Genomic DNA, 17,127 nt, shown 5'->3' on the forward strand with positions numbered 1-17,127 from the left:
GACGTTCGATGGTTGGTCCCGACTAAAGCCCGTCGTGAGGCGAGGTTGCGTCAGGATCGCGGCGAAGCTTCTCATTTCGTAGAACTTCGTCCAGCCGCCGCTCCTCGTCGGGCGTCAGGCCGGGCGTCTCGGCGGGCTTGCGACGGGCGCGCAGCAGTAGGGCGGTCCCGGCCAACAACACCAGCCCGAACGGCCCGAACCACAACAGCCAGGTGCCCGTTCGCACCGGCGGCGTGAACAGCACATAGTCGCCGAACCGGCGCACCAGATCGTCGCGCACCGCCTGGTCGGTCGCGCCCGCCGCGATCTGCTCGCGGATCAGGCGGCGCATGTCGCCGGCGACGCCCGCCGGACTGTCGGCGATGGCCTCGTGCTGGCAGACGACGCAGCGCACGTCCTTGAACAGGGCCTGGGCGCGGGCTTCCTGCGCCGCATCGGCCAGGGGTCGGTCGGGCGCGGCGGGCGGCTCCGCCGCCGTCAGCATCAGCGCCAGGATCGGCGCGGCCAGGAGGACGGCCAGACGCCTCATGCCGTTTTCCGCCGTCTTTGCCCCACGCCCAGGCGCAGGCGTCGATCCATCAGCGACAGCGCCCCGCCCAGGGCCATGATCGCCGGCCCCAGGAAGATCAGCCGCGCCCAGGGGTTCCAGTACAGGCGCACGACCCAGGCCGGTTGCTGGGGACTGCCTGCCCGTTCGCCGATCACCACATAGACGTCGTCCAGCACCCGGAAATCCAGGCCGACCTCGGTCGTGGTCTGGCCGCCGGCAGGGAAAAAGCGGCGTTCGGCCGTGACGGTCGTCGCCCGCCCCCGGTCATCGGCGGGACGCACGGTCAACCGCCCCTGTTCGGCCAGATAGTTCGGCCCTTCGACCACCCGCACGTCGTCCAGCGTCACCGTCCAGGGCCCGGCCGACAAGCTTTGGCCCAGGGTCAGCGACCGCGCGGCCTCGGCCTTGAACCCCGTCTCGACCACCGCGCCCAGGATGAAGACCCCCACCCCCAGATGCGCCAGGGTCATGCCCCAGGCGCCCAGCGGCAGGCTCTTCGTCCGTCGCCAGGTCTCGGCCCCGGCGGCGCGGAACAGGCGGATGCGCTCGGCGACCTCGGCCAGCGATCCCGCGATCAACCAGGCCCCGACGCCGACGCCGACGGCGGCCAGGGCCTTTCGCGGCTCCCACAGGGCGTATGCCGCCAGGGCCGACAGAATGGCGATGCCGCCCGCCACGGCCAGTCGTTGCAAGGCGCCGGGCAGATCGCCGCGCTTCCACGCCAACAGCGGCCCGGCCGGCAGGATCAGGAAGGCGACCATCATCAGGGGCGTGAAGGTGGCGGCGAAATAGGGCGGGCCGACCGAGATGGTCGCGCCGGACGCCGCCTCTAGGATCAGCGGATACAGGGTGCCCAGCAGCACGGTCGCCGCCGCCGCCGTCAGGAACAGATTGTTCAGCACCAGCGCGCCCTCGCGGCTGATCGGCGCGAACAGGCCGCCGCCCTTCAACTGCGGCGCCCGCCACGCGAACAGGGCGAAGGCGGCGCCCGCCGTGACGCCCAGGATGGCCAGCAGCATCATGCCGCGCTGCGGATCGACGGCGAAGGCGTGGACCGAGGTCAGCACGCCCGAGCGCACCAGGAAGGCCCCCAGCATGGAGAAGGTGAAGGCCAGAAGCGCTAGAAACACCGTCCAGCCCGCCAGCGCCCCGCGCCGCTCGGTCACCACCGCGCTGTGCAGCAGGGCCGCCCCCGCCAGCCACGGCATGAAGGAGGCGTTCTCGACCGGGTCCCAGAACCACCAGCCGCCCCAGCCCAGTTCGTAATAGGCCCAGAACGACCCCAGGGTGATCCCGACCGTCAGAAAGGCCCAACTGGCCAGGGCCCAAGGCCGCACCCAGCGTCCCCAGGCGGGCCAGAAGGCGGTCTGCGCCCGCCCCTCGATCAGGGCCGCGACGGCCAGGGAGAAACAGACCGAAAACCCGACATAGCCCGCATAGAGCAGCGGCGGATGCACGGCCAACGCCGGGTCCTGCAGCAGGGGGTTCAGCGACGCCCCCTGGAACGGCGCGGGGTCCAGACGGGTGAAGGGGCTGGAGGTGAAGACGGCGAAGGCCAGGAACAGCGACCCCAGCGCCCCCTGCACCGCCACGGCCGAAGCCTTCAGCCCGAACGGCAAACCGCGCGCCCGCGCCAGCGCTCCGCCGAAGACGGTCAGGACCAGGCACCACAGCAGAAGCGACCCCTCGTGGCTGCCCCAGGCGCCCGCCACCTTGTACAGCATCGGCTTGTCGGTGTGGCTGTTGGCCGCGACGTTCGAAACCGAAAAGTCGGATACGACGAAGGCGTAGATCAGGGCGGCGAAACTGAGCGCGACCGCCGCCGCCGCCGCCAGGGCCGCCCCTTGCGCCGCCCCGGCCAGCACCGGGCTGCGTCGCACGCTCCCAGCCGCCGACAGCCCCGTCTGCAGGATCGACAGCGCCAAGGCCAGCGCCAGGGCGAAGGCCCCGAATTCAGCGATCATAGGGGAACGGTCTTTGTCGCGGCGCCCTGCGACGGCGCGCCGTCAGGCCGCCATTCGCCCTTTTCCTTCAGGCGGTCGGCGACCTCGCGCGGCATATAGTTCTCGTCGTGCTTGGCCAGGACCTGGCTGGCGTGGAAGGTGCGGTCGGCGCCGAACGACCCTTGCGCCACGATCCCCTGCCCTTCGCGGAACAGGTCGGGCAGGTCTCCGTGGTAGACGACCCGGGTCACGCCCACATTGTCGGTGACGGAAAAGGCCACCACGCCGTCGCCGGATTTCTGAACGCTGCCGACCTCGACCAGGCCGCCCAGGCGGATGTTGCGCCCCTCCGGCGCCTTGTCCGCCGTGGCCTCGGACGGGGAATAGAAGAAGGTCACGCTGTCCTGCATGGCCCACAGCGACAGGCCGACCGCCAGCGCCAGGATCGGCGCCACGGCGGCGACGACCCACAGACGACGGCGGGCCTTTGGCGATCTGGGCAGCCAGCTCATGCGACGGACCTTTTCGGTTCGACGCCGTATAGCCCCGGCGCCGGGCGCGACCAAGGCGTCATTGCGGCCTCGCCTCGGGCAGGCGGCGTTCCAGATCCTGGCGGCGCGGATCGGCCGGATCGAGGGCCGCGATCAGGGGCGCCCACAGGTCGCGCGCCGCCGTCCGGTCGCCCCGCCTGAGCGCCGCCTCGCCCAGGAAGAAGCGCGCGCCCAGCTGATCGGGGTCCAGGTTCAGCGCCTGGCGGAAGGCCGCCTCGGCGTCGCCGCCGATCTGGTTGTCGTTGGCCACCACCAGGCTTTCGCCCAGCCGCGCCCAGGCCTGGGCGTCCCTGGGGTCCAGGTCGATCAGCCGGCGAAAGGCCGAGGCCGCCCCCAGCGGATCGTCGGCGGCGAAACGCGCGGAGCCCAGCATGGCCAGGGCTTGGCGATCGCCCGGCCGTTCCTTGGCGACGCGGGCCGTCACGGCGGCCAGTTGCGCCGGCTCCAGCCCATTCAGATCGGCCGACCAGGCGTCCACCCTGCGCTCATAGCCCTGGTCCGGCAGGCCAGGCGCGCCAGTGGCGACATAGAGGCCCAGCGCCCCCGCCACCGTCACGCCGATCCCGGCCAGCACCCACAGCCTGTCCCTGGCGCCCGCGACGGGGGCCGTCGTCGCCGTCATGGCCAGAAGCCGGCGTCCCGCCTCCGCCCGCGCCGCCGAATAGGCGGCCTCGTCCAGAAGGCCGCGCGCCTTCAGCCGGTCCAGTTCCTCGATCTCGCGCGATCCGGCGTGCGTCTCGACGTCCGCCGCCGGTTCGGCCCCGCGCCGCGCGCCGGCCAGCACCAACAGGGCGGCCAGGGCCGCCGCCAGTCCCGTCATCATCCAGAAGGCGATCATGATTCAGGGATCTAGCCGAACAATGGCCGCCGGGCGAGCCGCCTTTCACGCGCATCAGGGCAGTCGGGCGGTCTCCGCGGTCGCCGCGCGCCGTCGCACCGCGCGCGCCGCCTCCAGCGCCTCGATCAGCGTCAGGAACCGCGCGGCGATCCCGACCAGTCGCAGCGCCTGGTCCGGGTTGTCGACCTCGCCGTCCGCCACGCCGTCCAGCGCCTCGTTGGCCCAGGTGGACAGATAGTCGGTCATCTCGGTCTTCAACGCCGCGCGGTCGGCCTCGCAGCCGAAGGTCACCGCCGCCCCGCGCAGGCCAGCCACCGCCGTCAGCAGCGCCGCCGCCGCCTCGATCGGCTCGCCGTCCGCCGGCGCCTCCAGCCACGGAGACATCCGGGTCATGCGTCCGGCGATGGTGCGGCGCTTCGTCGGCAGGGCGGCGTGAACCGCCGCCGCCGTCGACTTCATCAGCCCCGAGAGCTGCCCCGACACCTGCACCCGCGCCATCCGCGCCGTCTTGCCCCAGCTGGAATCGGGGCGGATCTGCAAGGTGATGTCCATTTCGGCCAGGACGCCGGCGCACCAGCCGACCTGGTCCACCACCGTCTGCATGGCGTCGGCGGTCAGAGAGGATCGCAGCGCCGCCACGCCTTGGACCCGCGCCTGGACCGAGGCCAGCAGCCGCTCGACGAAGACGCCCATGTCCGAATGACTCAGCGTCACCTCCCGGTCGGCCAGGCGGCTGGTGCGCGCCACCACCCGCAGCATCCGCTCGGCGTCCGCCACATGGGCGAACAGGATGTCGATCATCCGCCGCCCGCCGTCGGGGGCCACGGCCAGACAATCCTGGATCAACAGACGCAAGCCTGCCATCTGGTTGTCGTCCGGCCGCTCCAGCCAGACGGACAGGCGCGGCAGGGCCGTCCGGGCCAGCGGGGTCAGGTCGAAACAGCCCGCCAGTTCGGCCGGGGTGGACGGCGGCGCCCCGTCGGGCGGGCGCTGAAACTCCGGCCAGACCCCGCGCGGCCGGTCGCGCAACACCGCCGCCGCCCGCGCGCACAGCCGATCCGCCGCCAGGGTCCATTCCCCATCGACGATCGCCGCTCCGTCCAGCAGGGGCAGAAAGGCTTCTTCGCCGATCTTCGCTTCGCGCCAGACCCGCGGCAAGACCATTGGAGGAAAGACCAGGGCCGGCACGCCGTCGGCGCGGGCCTGGAACAGCGGAAGCAGCGGCGCGAAGGCGGTGGCGCGTCGGGCGCGATCCCGCGCCTCCTCGCCCACGATGACGGCCAACTCCGCCGCCTTGTCGCCCGGCAGGGCCGCGACCGCTCCGCCCAGTTGCGCCAGGGACGCATCGGGACATGCCTGGACGACCGCCGTCAGGGCGGCGCGGTGGGCGGGGGACAGGGACGACACGCAAGCTCCCGTCGAGACCAGGACACAAGACCCCACGGTGGGCCAATCGGGTTAACAACGACTTGGCGAAGGCAAGCCCCTTGAGTGCGGGCCGCGGCACGCCATATTGCCGCCACATCCGGCGACGCGCCCGTGCGCCCGCCGCGCCAGGAGGCTGCATGCCCGTTATCCAGATCGACGGCCTGACCAAGACCTACAAGTCCGGGCTTCAGGCGTTGAAGCGTATCGACCTGAGCATCGAGAAGGGCGAGATCTTCGCGCTTCTGGGGCCGAACGGGGCGGGCAAGACCACCCTGATCTCCATCATCTGCGGCATCGTCACCCCGTCGACGGGCACGGTGGTCGCGGACGGTCACGACATTCAGACCGACTTTCGCGCCGCACGCACCAAGATCGGCCTGGTGCCGCGGGAGCTGACCACCGACGCCTTCGAAACGGTGATGGCCACCGTCACCTTCAGCCGGGGCCTGTTCGGCAAGGTGCCGAACCCGGCCTTCATCGAACGGCTGCTGCGCGACCTGTCGCTGTGGGACAAGCGCGACGCCAAGATGCGCACCCTGTCGGGCGGCATGAAGCGACGGGTCATGATCGCCAAGGCCCTCAGCCACGAGCCGGACATCCTGTTCCTGGACGAACCGACCGCCGGGGTGGACGTCGAGCTGCGCCGCGACATGTGGGCGATGGTGCGAACCCTGCGCGAACGCGGCGTCACCATCATCCTGACCACCCACTATATCGAGGAGGCCGAGGAGATGGCCGACCGGATCGGGGTGATCCTGAAGGGCGAACTGATCCTGGTCGAGGAAAAGACCGCCCTGATGAAGAAGCTGGGCAAGAAGACGCTGACGCTGAATCTGGTCGATGCGTTGGACGCCCTGCCCGCCGAACTGTCCGACTGGGACCTGACGCTGAAGAACGACGGGGGCGAGCTGGAATACAGTTTCGACGCCAACGCCGACGACACCGGCGTTCCCTCGCTGATCCGCAGGCTGGAGGGACTGAACATCGGCTTCAAGGACCTGAACACCCGCCAGAGCTCGCTGGAAGACATCTTCGTCAGCCTGGTCCACACGAACGGAGCCGCCGCATGACCTTCAACGGATACGGCGTCTGGGCCATCTATCGCTTCGAGATGGCGCGCGCGCTTCGCACCCTGTGGCAGAGCGTGGTCACGCCGGTCATCACCACGGCCCTGTATTTCGTCGTCTTCGGCGGCGCCATCGGCAGCCGGATGCAGGAGGTCGGCGGCGTGCCCTACGGCGCCTTCATCGTGCCGGGCCTGATCATGCTCAGCCTGTTCACCCAGTCGATCTTCAACGCCTCGTTCGGCATCTATTTCCCCAAGTTCACCGGGACGATCTACGAGATTCTGTCCGCGCCGGTGTCGTCGCTTGAGATCGTGCTGGCCTATGTGGGGGCGGCGGCGACCAAGTCGGCGGTGCTGGGGCTGATCATCCTGGCGACGGCGGCCTTCTTCGTGCCGCTGCAGATCCTGCACCCGGTCTGGATGATGACCTTCCTGGTCCTGATCTCTGTGACCTTTAGCCTGTTCGGCTTCATCATCGGGGTGTGGGCCGACGGGTTCGAGCAGTTGCAGATGATCCCCATGCTGATCGTGACGCCCCTGACCTTCCTGGGCGGCGCCTTCTATTCCATCGACATGCTGCCGGAGGGTTGGCGCACCGTGACCCTGTTCAATCCGGTGGTCTATCTGATCTCGGGCTTCCGCTGGGCCTTCTACGGCCAGGGGGACGTGGCGGTCGGGATCAGCGTGGCCGCGACCCTGGGTTTCTTCGCCGTCTGCCTGGCCATCGTCATGTGGATGTTCCAGACCGGCTACCGGCTCAAGAACTGATCCGTCACGAAACGGGCCAGATCGCCAGCGATTGAGAGACCATGTCCGACGACCAGAAGACCCCGCCCGAGCCCTTCGCCCGCAAGCCGGCGCAGTGGGGGCGCATGCCCGCGACGACCTTCCACGTCGGGCCGGTGCCGGTCGCGCCCAATCCGCTGGACCGGATTCCCGATCCGCCGCGCAAGGCCCCGCCGCAGCCGCCGCGCGGCATCGGCGACCAGAGCCTGGCCACGGGCCTGACGCCCACGCAGCCGCGCCCGAAGCAAACGCCTGCCGCGCCCCGGCCGCAAGCGCCCCGTCCGGCGACCTCAGGCGGCGGCATCCTGGGCGGATCGCTGATCCCGACGGCCCGACCCGCGGCCCCGGCGCCGGAGCGTCTGGCCCAGCCCGAGCCGGCGACTGAACAACCCACCGCCCCCGCCGACCTGACGGTGCGCCCCCTGCCGACGCCCGTCGCCGAACCCCTGCCGGCCTTGGAGCCTGCCCCTGAGCCGGCGCCGGTCGTGGCGCCGCGCATCGCGCCTCCCCCGCCCCAGGCGACGCCCACTTTCGCCCGCACGCCCGCCAAGGCCTCGCGCCTGCCGCTCTATGTCGGGGCCGGAGTCGTCGCCGTGCTGGCGCTGGGCGGCGGCCTGTGGTTCGCCCTGCGCCCGGCGGCGACACCTGCCCAGCCCGCGCCTGCGTCCGTAAGCGCGCCGCTGACCACCCCGCCCGCCGAGACCCTGCCGACCACGACGACGCCGGCCGCCGCGCCGGTTGCGACCGAACCCGCTCCGACCCCGCCGCCGACGACCGCGACCAGCACGCCGGCGCCGGCATCGACCGCCGCCGCCCGACCGGCGACCACGCCGCCCTCCACGGCATCCACCCGCCCGACGACCGCGACGACGACGCCGGCCCCCGCCGCATCCCGACCGGCGCCCGCCGCCGCCTCGACCCCGGCGCCGACCGTGCAGACCGAGCCGCTGGTCGTCGTGCCGCCCACGCCGGCGCCGACGGCCGCGCGTCCGACCGCCAGCGATCCCGATGGTCCCGTCGTCACGCGGCCCCAGCCGCTCGACTGACCCCAGGTTTCGCGATCCGGGACAGGTGACGAAGCGGTCCCGAGCCCCTACCTAGGAGCCATGACCGTTCATGCCGCCCCGCCGCCCATCCTCGACGCCGCCGGCGTCGCTGCCGACGAAGCCCTGTCCATCCTGAAGACGGCCCTGACCGGCGCCGACGACGGCGAACTGTTCCTGGAGCGGTCCGAAAGCGAGAGCCTGGTCTTCGACGACGGGCGGCTGAAGTCCGCTGCCTATGACGCCACCGAGGGCTTCGGCCTACGGGTCGTGGCGGGCGAGACCGCCGGCTACGCCCACGCCAACGAAATCTCCGCCGCCGCCCTGCGCCGCGCCGCCGACAGCGCGGCGTTGGCCAAACAGGGCCACGAGGCCCGTGTCGCCGAGGCTCCGCGCGCCACCAATCAGAAACTGTATGGCGAAATCGATCCCCTCGCCTCGCCCGCCTTCTCCGACAAGATCGCTCTGCTGGCCGAGATCGACGCCTGGGCCCGCGCCCGCGATCCGCGCGTGGTCCAGGTCTCGGCCTCTCTGGTCGGAGAGCGCCGCGCCATCGAGATTTTGCGCGCCGACGACCGGGCCGTGCGCGACATCCGCCCGCTGGTGCGCCTGAACGTCTCCGTCACCGTCGAGCAGAACGGCAAGCGCGAAAGCGCGTCGTCCGGCGCGGGGGGCCGCGCGGGCTTCGAGGAATGGGTCGCGCCCGAACGCTGGCAGGCCCAGGTGGACGAGGCCCTGCGTCAGGCCCTGGTCAATCTGGACGCCATCGACTGCCCGGCTGGCGAGATGGATGTGGTGCTGGGCGCGGGCTGGCCCGGCGTGCTGCTGCACGAAGCCATCGGCCACGGCTTTGAGGGCGATTTTCACAGAAAGGGCTCGTCCGTCTTCAACGGCATGATGGGCCAGCGCGTCGCCGCGCCCGGCGTGACCGTGGTGGACGACGGCTCCATCGCCGGTCGTCGGGGCTCCCTGTCCGTGGACGACGAAGGCACCCCGACCTCGCGCACCGTCCTGATCGAGGACGGCATCATGGTCGGGCTGATGCACGACCGTCTGTCGGCGCGTCAGCTGGGCGTGGCCGCCACCGGCAACGGCCGACGCCAGTCCTTCGCCCATATGCCGATGCCGCGCATGACCAACACCTTCATGGAAGGCGGCAAGGACTCCAAGGCCGACATGATCGCCAGTACGAAGCGCGGCCTCTACGCCGCCAACTTCTCGGGCGGCCAGGTGGACATCACCAACGGCAAGTTCGTGTTCCAGTGCAACGAGGCCTATCTGATCGAGGACGGGGTCATCACCGCACCCGTGCGGGGCGCCACCCTGATCGGCGACGGGGCCACAGCCCTGACTAAAATCCAGATGATCGGCGACGACTTCGCCTTCGACCCCGGCGTCGGCGTCTGCGGCAAGGCGGGTCAGGGCGTGCCGGTCGGCATAGGCCAGCCCTCGCTCAAGATTGGCGGCCTGACGGTGGGCGGCACGGCGGTCTGAGCCAGCGGAACCGTATCGCGACGCAGGGTGTTTCCCCGCCACACTGGAGAGGAAACACCATGCCTACCGAGCGCACTGTCGAACATCCCGATGGCCGGGTCGAACGCATCACCGAGACCAGCGCCGCCCCCACCACCGTCGTCGAACGTCGTAGCGGCAGCGGCATGGGCGCCATCGTCGCCCTGATCATCGGGCTCCTGGCCGTTCTGGTGATCGGCTACTTCCTGATGAACATGAACCGCAGCGACGCGGTCAAGGACAACGCCATCGCCGGTGCGGCCGAGAGCGTCGGCAACGCGGCCGATAATATCGGAAACGCCGCCCGCGACGCCGTGCCAGAACGCGCGCCGGCGCCGGCCAACTGATCGGCTAGCCCAAGGGATCAGGGCTGGGGCGGGCGCCAATCGGGGCCCAGCGGCTCCAGCCCGTCCGCCGCCAGCCGATCCAGCACCCCGTTCGGCTCGGCCAGCAGTCTCAATGGCGCGATGGCCACGGTGACGCCAGGCTCGGACAGGGACGTATCCACCGCCGCGTTCCAGATGTCGCGCAACCGCTGCCCCTCCCCCATCACCGTCCAAAGGGAACAGGCGGTCGATGCCTGTTCCAGCGGCGAGGCCAGCACCGCCGGGATACGTCGCAGCCGCCAGTCCTGCGCGCGCTGGGCGCCGCTTTCAGGCCCCGCCTCGGCCGCCGTCGCGGCCGCCTCCATACAGGCCAGATAGGCTTCGGGCGGCGTCGTCAGCACATTGTCGATCAGCTCGTCTCCGCGATAGACGCCCACCGGCTCGGCCGGCTTCTTGTTGGCGCGGGCGGCGCGTCGAACGATCTCGGACACCGAGCGCACGCGCTGCGCAGAGCCGCCATGCTCCATCAGGTCCGCCGACAGCATCAGAAAGCTCTTGCGGCTGGGGCCCTCGCCGGTGATCCGTTCGACCCGCGCCTCCAGATCGGGTGACAGATAGTCGGCGCTAGTCCGTTCGTTGGGCAGGCGCGTCAAGGTGCGGATCCGCCAGATCACCCGCCCCAGGTCGGCCAGCGACGCCTGGCCCTGCACCGGGAACAGCACCCGATCGGCTCGCTCCACCGCCGAGACCAGGGCGTCGGTGCGCCATTCCATGTCGCGGGGCAAACCCTCGATGGCGCCCACCAGGATCAGCACGCTGTCGCCGCGCCGCACCTCCCAGATCGGGGCCTCGATGCGCCGGGCGGTGACCACGATATCCTCCACCGCATCGGAGGCTGGCGGCTCCTGCGTCGTCGCTGCGCCCGCCGACAGGACGGCCGTCGCCAGAATAGACAAGAACAGGGAAGAAGAGCGTGCGGTCATTCCGTCGATATAGGATTTTCTACTGTCCTGCATGTAATGAAATCCCTGTAATGATGTCGTCGATTTAATCCACCTTGCCGCCTTGTAACTGGAGATGAAGAGGCTGGATCGGCACACCTCTCGCCAACGAACCGAGGGGAAACCGATGACCAAGACCCTGCTGCTGGCCAGCACCGCCCTGCTCCTGACCGCCACCTCCGCCTTCGCCGGCGACGCGCCGCAGGTGGCCGAGGCGCCCGTGCCCACAGGCCCGACCAGCCAGGCGCCGCTGACCGACGCCGCCCAGCGCGGCGTGCTGGTCTTCACGCCCGACTTCTTCGCGGCCCAGCGCCCGAACACCGCCCTGGACATGGTCAACCGGGTGCCCGGCTTCTCCATCGACAACGGCTCGGGCGCGCGCGGTTTCGAAGGCGCGGTCGGAAACGTGCTGATCAACAACAACCGCCCGGCGTCAAAGAACGATTCGGGTTCGAACGTCCTGGGCCGCACCCTGGCCAATCAGGTCGAGCGGATCGAGCTGATCCGGGGCGGCGCCGCCGGCGTGGACATGCAGGGCTATGCCGTCGTGGTGAACGTCATCCTGAAATCCACCGCCAGCCGCCAGTCGATCCTGACGTGGAACGCCATGCTGTTCGAAGGCGGCCATGACATCTATGGCGGCAGCTATCAGTTCACGGCGCGCAACGGCGACCGCAGCTGGGGCTTCACCCTGTCCGACGGCATGGGGTCCAGCGATTCCAACGGCGTCGGACGTTCGGTCCGCACCAATGCGGCGGGCGTGGTCATCCGCGACGAACGGTTCGAGAACGACGGCTGGGGCGGCGGCAACTCGATCCGCGGCAACTATTCCGGTCCCCTGTTCGGCGGCAAGGTGGAGAGCACCGCCCGGTTCGGCGTCAACGACTGGCAAAACTGGTCCGAGCTGAGTTCGGACACCTCGCTTCGTCGCAACGACTACGAGGAAAGCAGCCATTCCGGCGAACTGGGCGTGACCTGGACGCGCCAGTTGCGGCCCCGCTGGCAGGTCGAGACCCGCTTCATCCACGAATTCAGCTCCTTCGAGAACGTCTCCAACAGCAATGAGCGGCTGAACGGCGTGGCCGCGCCGGAGCAGCAGTTCACCTCCGACGGCGATTCATCCGAGACCATTCTGCGCGGCCTGATCCGTCACGAACGCTCGCCCGCCCTGACGCTCGAAGCGGGCGGCGAGGTCGCCTACAACATGCTGGACGTCCATCAGGGCTTCACAATCGGCGGCGCGGCCATCGACCTGCCCAGCGCCTCGGTCAAGGTGGAGGAGACGCGCGGCGAAGCCTTCTCCAAGGCCACATGGCGGCTGAACCCCAAGCTGACGCTGGAAGGCGGCGTGCGGCTGGAGGCGTCCACGATCAAACAGTCGGGCGATGCGGACCAGGAAAAGAGCTTCTTCTTCGCCAAGCCGCGCTTCCTGGCGACCTGGACGCCCATGGCCGACACTCAGGTGCGGCTGCGGTTCGAACGCGAGCTGGGTCAGCTGGACTTCGGCGACTTCGCGGCCTCGGCTGATCTGGGCGACAACAACGTCTATGGCGGCAACGTCAACCTGGAGCCGGAGCAGCGCTGGATCTCTGAGCTCAGCTACGAGCGTCGCTTCTGGGGTCAGGGCGTGGTTTCCATCGGCCTGCGCCATGACGAGATCATCGACGTCATCGACCGCCTGCCCCTGCCCGAGGGCCTGTCGGCGGTGGGCAATATCGGCGACGGCACGCTGGACCGGCTGTCGCTGAACGTCACCCTGCCGCTGGACAAGTTCGGCATTTCGGGCGGTCGCTTCACCTTCAGGAACGACTGGAACAAGACCCGGGTCACCGACCCGACCACCGGCGAGGAACGGCCCATCTCGGGCGTGCGCGCCAGCCAGGCCAACGTCGGCTTCGAGCAGGACATCACCAGCTGGAAGACCCAGTGGGGGATCAACTGGCTGCCGCGTCTGGGCCAGGGCACCTATGGCCCGGACCAGGTCAGCGTCTGGCGCGGCTCGGACTACATCGAGGCCTTCGCCGAATACAAGCCGACCCCGACCCTGGCGATCCGCGCCAGTTGAACCTGTGGGACGACTTCACCCAGCGTCGCACGGTGTTCGATTCGCGCAATCCGCGCACCGTCGCCTTCGTGGAGGACCGCACCATCGACCCGCGCACCTTCGTCTCGCTTCGGGTGCGCAAGACCTTCTGATCCGCTCGCCGGTCAGAAAAAAGGGCGGCGTCCGCATGGACGCCGCCCTTCTTTTTTGGTCGATCCGCTTAAAGGATCAGCCGACGATGGAGGTGCGCGGGGCGGCGACGTTGCCGTCTTCCTGACCGCGATCGTTCAGCGCCGGACCGGGATGGTCGCCGCCGCTGTTGGCCCCATGCGACCAGCCCTTGATGAAGAAGCTGATCACGATGAAGGCGACGCCGATGCCCATGCCCCACAGGCCCAGCATGCTGAACACCTCAAGCGAGGTCTGAAGCGCCAGACCGGGGTTCAGCACCTGGCCGCCCACGGTCTCGGTTCCCGCCAGGCCGGCGATCCAGCCGCCGACGTATTGGGCGATGGAGCTGGCCAGGAACCAGACCGCCATCATGAAGCTGACCACCTTGGCCATCGACAATTTGGTGATCTCCGACAGGCCCACCGGCGACAGGAACAGCTCGCCCGTCGTGTGGAACAGATAAAGCAGGCCCAGCAGCAGCAACGGCATCTGGAAGGCCGAGTTGGCCATGCCGGCGCCCCACACCACCACCATGAAGCCCAGGCCGACCTGCAGCAGGCCCAGGCCGAACTTCATCGTCGGATTGGGGTCCAGGTTGCGCTTGGCCAGGAAGGCCCACAGCGCCGCCATGATCGGCGCGAAGATCAGGATGAAGCCGGCGTTGAACGACTGTGTCTGGGCGGCCGTGATGGTCGCGTCGATCCACATTCCGGTGGGCGTGATGCCCGCCGCGGCCAGCTGCGCCGGCGTGCCGACGGTCATGCCCAGGAACTGGAAGGCCTGGGGCGTGATGCTGAGGTCCACGTTACGGTCGGCGAACAGGTTCAGCGAGGTGCCGGCCTGTTCGAACAGGGTGAAGAAGACCACCGAGCCGAAGATCAGCACCAGGGCCAGCATCATCCGCTCGCGCTGCGCCTTGCTCTCGCAGACCTTGACGATGACGTAGAGGATGAACAGCAGCGAGGCGACGGTCGCGGCGCCCAGCACCCAGCCCACCAGGGCGTTGCGCTGAACCATGAACCAGACGACGCCGACACCCAGGATGCTGGCCAGATAGATCGACCATTCGCGGTTGATCGGACCCAGCACGGGCTTTTTCAGATCGGCCTCCGCCGGCGGCTCGCCCTTGCCTTGCAGCAGCGGCTTGCCCAGCATGAAGACGACCCAGCCCAGGGCCATGCCGACGCCGGCCAGGCCGAAGCCCGCCCACCAGCCGACCGTCTGGCCCAGAAGGCCGCACAGGACCGCGGCCCAGAAGGCACCCAGGTTGATGCCGTAGTAATATAGGGTGAAGCCGGAATCGCGTCGCGGATCGCCCTGCGGATAAAGCTGGCCCACGATCGTGGAGATGTTCGGCTTCAGGAAGCCGACCCCCATGATGATCAGCGACACCGCCAGATAGAAGACGTTCACGCCCGCCATGTCGCGGGTCGTCTCGATCTTGTAGTCGGCGGTCGGGATGACGGCCGGCAGGGTCGAGGTCGCGGGCAGGCCCTGGATGGCCAGGCCGTTCTCGGCGGGTTCGAACTTGTACTTCTGGCCGTCGACGACGATGGCGACGTCACGCGCCGCGCCGCGCCCTTCGGCGTCGATCTGATAGGTCTGGCCCGCATAGGTCAGGGTTTCCGTCGCCGGACGTCCCTCGAAGGCCATCATGCCGTGACCGGCGACCAGCAACAGGGCGCCGAAGGCCACGGCCTTGCGCGTGCCGATGAAGCGGTCCGCCATGATGCCGCCCAGCAGCGGCAGCAGATAGACCAGCGAAGTGTAGGAGCCATAGGTCGACCCCGCCATGGCGTCGTCGAACAGGAAGTGTTGCGTCAGGAAGAAGATCAGGATTCCGCGCATGCCGTAGTAGGAGAACCGCTCCCACATCTCGGCGAAGAACAGAATGATCAGTCCGCGCGGGTGGTTCTTGAAGATCTGCATCATGACCGGCACGCCGGTCGCGAAGGTGATGATCAGCCCGAGGGCGACGACGATATTCATACCCCCACCCCGCATCGAAGCCCGTTAACGCAGCGCGTAAGTCGCGCTCCCCCCATGTCCGTTTGTGTCAACGGCTCACTCCTGACTGCTGCGCCCTCACCGACGCACGAAAGGCGCATAAGCAGCACGGCCGGGAAATCCGAACAAGTGTTAAGGCCATTGTGGGACAGCGTGCCGCGAACGCAGCCTCTCTAATCGCAACCTGGGGTGATCCTTCCTGGCGCCCGATCTGCAAGGGCCGGACGAGAAGAAGGTTGCGGTTTCATTTTGAGAAGGACCGTCCGATGGCTGTCCGGCCGATTGTCAGATCCGATCACGACGCGCTTAACCGGCTGCACCGCGAGGTGGGCTGGCCCGAACGGTCGCCGGCGGGCTGGCGCTGGCTGGAAAGCAATCCGGCGCGCGAGGACCTCGGCGCGCCCGCGGGCTGGGTGGTGGCGGACGACGACGACCGGCCGGCGGCCATGCTGGGAAACTTCGTCCAGCGGTTTCAGCACGGGTCGCGCAGCCTTTATGGCGCGACAGGCTTTTCGATCATCGTGCCGCCTAGCCGCAAGGGCGCCAGCCGGCCGTTGATCCGGGCCTTTCTGAAACAGCCGGGCCTGTTCGCGCGCTACACCTTCAACGCCAATGCGCGTTCGGCGCCGCTTTACGGACTGTTCGGCCTGAAGCCCTGGCCAGAGCAGACCCACGCCCTGAAACTGTCCTGGACCACCGACCGCCTGGCCTGCGCCCAGGGGCGGGTGCTGCGAACCCTGCTGGGCCGCATCTCAGCCGCAACGGCGACCCGGCTGGGCGAACGACTGATGAATCCCCGGGTGTTCGGTCGCCGCGATCTGGACCTGCCGGCCGGCGTGACGATCCTGCGCGATCTGTCCGACGCCTCGGCCTATGGCGACTTCTGGTCCCGACTGGTCAGGGAGGATCGGCTGCTGGCGGATCGCAGTCCCGCGACCTTGCGCTGGCGTCTGTCCGACCCCGACCTGACCTTGGCGCCGATCATGCTGACCTGCGTGCGCGGCGGCGCCGTGGTCGGCATGGCCATGGCCCAGATCACCAAGACCAGCCTGATCGAACCGCCGTGCCTGGACATCGTCGATCTGATCGCGCTGGAGACGGAACAGGACGCCCTGCCGCTTCTGACGCGCGCCTTGATCGCCAATGCGCGCAGCCTGGGGGCGGCCAAGGTGCGATTGCCGATGACGACGCCGCGTCTGCTGGCCGCGCTGGGCGACCTGACGCGGGCTGCTCGGCGAGAAGGCGGCTGGGGCCATTGTCACGCCATCGTGGACGATCCGGCGCTGGCGGCCGCCTGGGCGCCGACGCCGTTCGACGGCGACTACGCCATCTGCGCGCGCAATCCGCCCGCGCCGACCCTGCGCCGCCGCGCGACAGCCCTGGCCGCCTCGCGCGGCCGGGCGGCCAAGGCCTGATCAGCCGTTGGGGCGGGCCTTCAGCTCGTCGCGGATTTCGGTCAGCAGGGCCTCGGTCGCCGTGGGCGCAGCGGGCGCCGGATCGGGCTTGGCCGCTTCCTGACGACGCAGGGCGTTGATACCCTTGACCACCAGAAACACCACCCAGGCCACGATCAGGAACTGGATCACGGTGTTCAGGAAGGCCCCATACTGAATGGAGACCTTTTCGACCGCCTCGGTCGCCGGGTTCTCGGCCCGCAGCACCCATTCCAGCTTGGAGAAGTCGATTCCGCCGGTCAGCAAGCCGATGGGCGGCATGACGACCTGATCCACCAGGCTCTTGACGATGCCGTTGAAGGCCGCGCCGATGATCACGCCGACGGCCAGATCGACGACATTGCCCTTGACCGCAAACTCTCGGAACTCAGACAGAAGGCTCATGGACTATCCTCGCGATTGGGATG

At 69.2% G+C, this 17,127-nt stretch carries 14 protein-coding genes and 1 pseudogene; 7 read left to right on the forward strand and 8 right to left on the reverse strand.

Annotation, left to right across the window (positions count from 1 at the left end; translation table 11 throughout):
* Nucleotides 1–22: 22 nt before the first annotated feature.
* From B3Z70_RS16840 to B3Z70_RS16860, 5 genes are read right to left on the reverse strand one after another with little or no spacing between them, the layout of a single operon-like run.
* Entirely contained in the window at nt 23–529 is a 507-nt protein-coding gene (locus tag B3Z70_RS16840; protein ID WP_292019946.1) for a cytochrome c-type biogenesis protein, read from the reverse strand.
* Entirely contained in the window at nt 526–2,514 is a 1,989-nt protein-coding gene (locus tag B3Z70_RS16845; RefSeq protein ID WP_292019944.1) for a heme lyase CcmF/NrfE family subunit, read from the reverse strand. The genes B3Z70_RS16840 and B3Z70_RS16845 overlap by 4 nt, the downstream gene beginning before the upstream one ends.
* Nucleotides 2,511–3,005, reverse strand: a complete 495-nt coding sequence (ccmE, locus tag B3Z70_RS16850) for a cytochrome c maturation protein CcmE (RefSeq protein WP_292019943.1) — start codon at nt 3,003–3,005, stop codon at nt 2,511–2,513. Before ccmE ends, B3Z70_RS16845 begins: the two co-directional genes overlap by 4 nt.
* 58 nt (nt 3,006–3,063) lie before the next feature.
* Complete coding sequence (ccmI, locus tag B3Z70_RS16855; protein WP_292019941.1) at nt 3,064–3,882, reverse strand: c-type cytochrome biogenesis protein CcmI; 819 nt, start codon at nt 3,880–3,882, stop codon at nt 3,064–3,066.
* Between the two features lie 54 nt (nt 3,883–3,936).
* Entirely contained in the window at nt 3,937–5,289 is a 1,353-nt protein-coding gene (locus tag B3Z70_RS16860) for a hypothetical protein (protein WP_292045930.1), read from the reverse strand.
* A 158-nt stretch (nt 5,290–5,447) separates the two neighbouring features.
* Here B3Z70_RS16860 and B3Z70_RS16865 point away from each other — a divergent pair, with 158 nt between their 5' ends.
* The 5 genes from B3Z70_RS16865 to B3Z70_RS16885 are packed head-to-tail and all read left to right on the forward strand — an operon-like array spanning nt 5,448 to nt 10,064.
* On the forward strand, nt 5,448–6,380 hold the full coding sequence (locus tag B3Z70_RS16865; RefSeq protein ID WP_292045931.1) for an ABC transporter ATP-binding protein: 933 nt from the start codon (nt 5,448–5,450) through the stop codon (nt 6,378–6,380).
* On the forward strand, nt 6,377–7,144 hold the full coding sequence (locus tag B3Z70_RS16870) for an ABC transporter permease (protein ID WP_292019952.1): 768 nt from the start codon (nt 6,377–6,379) through the stop codon (nt 7,142–7,144). The genes B3Z70_RS16865 and B3Z70_RS16870 overlap by 4 nt, the downstream gene beginning before the upstream one ends.
* 41 nt (nt 7,145–7,185) lie before the next feature.
* On the forward strand, nt 7,186–8,208 hold the full coding sequence (locus tag B3Z70_RS16875; protein ID WP_292045932.1) for a hypothetical protein: 1,023 nt from the start codon (nt 7,186–7,188) through the stop codon (nt 8,206–8,208).
* Between the two features lie 60 nt (nt 8,209–8,268).
* On the forward strand, nt 8,269–9,699 hold the full coding sequence (gene tldD, locus B3Z70_RS16880; RefSeq protein WP_292024241.1) for a metalloprotease TldD: 1,431 nt from the start codon (nt 8,269–8,271) through the stop codon (nt 9,697–9,699).
* Nucleotides 9,700–9,758: 59 nt separating this feature from the next.
* Nucleotides 9,759–10,064 (forward strand): hypothetical protein, encoded by a 306-nt coding sequence (locus tag B3Z70_RS16885; protein ID WP_292024240.1) that lies wholly within the window; start codon nt 9,759–9,761, stop codon nt 10,062–10,064.
* A 17-nt stretch (nt 10,065–10,081) separates the two neighbouring features.
* Here the strand turns inward: B3Z70_RS16885 and B3Z70_RS16890 are convergent, their stop codons facing one another.
* Complete coding sequence (locus B3Z70_RS16890) at nt 10,082–11,059, reverse strand: TraB/GumN family protein (protein ID WP_292024239.1); 978 nt, start codon at nt 11,057–11,059, stop codon at nt 10,082–10,084.
* Nucleotides 11,060–11,171: 112 nt separating this feature from the next.
* Here B3Z70_RS16890 and B3Z70_RS16895 point away from each other — a divergent pair.
* Nucleotides 11,172–13,240: pseudogene (locus tag B3Z70_RS16895) on the forward strand (TonB-dependent receptor plug domain-containing protein).
* A gap of 76 nt (nt 13,241–13,316) precedes the next feature.
* On the opposite strand, the gene B3Z70_RS16900 reads toward B3Z70_RS16895, so the two are convergent.
* On the reverse strand, nt 13,317–15,248 hold the full coding sequence (locus tag B3Z70_RS16900; RefSeq protein ID WP_292045934.1) for a peptide MFS transporter: 1,932 nt from the start codon (nt 15,246–15,248) through the stop codon (nt 13,317–13,319).
* Nucleotides 15,249–15,532: 284 nt separating this feature from the next.
* On the opposite strand from B3Z70_RS16900, the gene B3Z70_RS16905 reads away from it, so the two are divergent.
* Nucleotides 15,533–16,681, forward strand: coding sequence for an N-acetyltransferase (locus B3Z70_RS16905; RefSeq protein ID WP_292045936.1), 1,149 nt, complete (start codon nt 15,533–15,535; stop codon nt 16,679–16,681).
* On the opposite strand, the gene mscL is transcribed toward B3Z70_RS16905, so the two are convergent.
* Nucleotides 16,682–17,104, reverse strand: a complete 423-nt coding sequence (gene mscL / locus B3Z70_RS16910) for a large-conductance mechanosensitive channel protein MscL (RefSeq protein WP_292045937.1) — start codon at nt 17,102–17,104, stop codon at nt 16,682–16,684.
* Nucleotides 17,105–17,127 lie beyond the last annotated feature (23 nt).

This window comes from Brevundimonas sp. UBA6550 (genome assembly GCF_002434505.1).
Lineage (GTDB): Bacteria > Pseudomonadota > Alphaproteobacteria > Caulobacterales > Caulobacteraceae > Brevundimonas.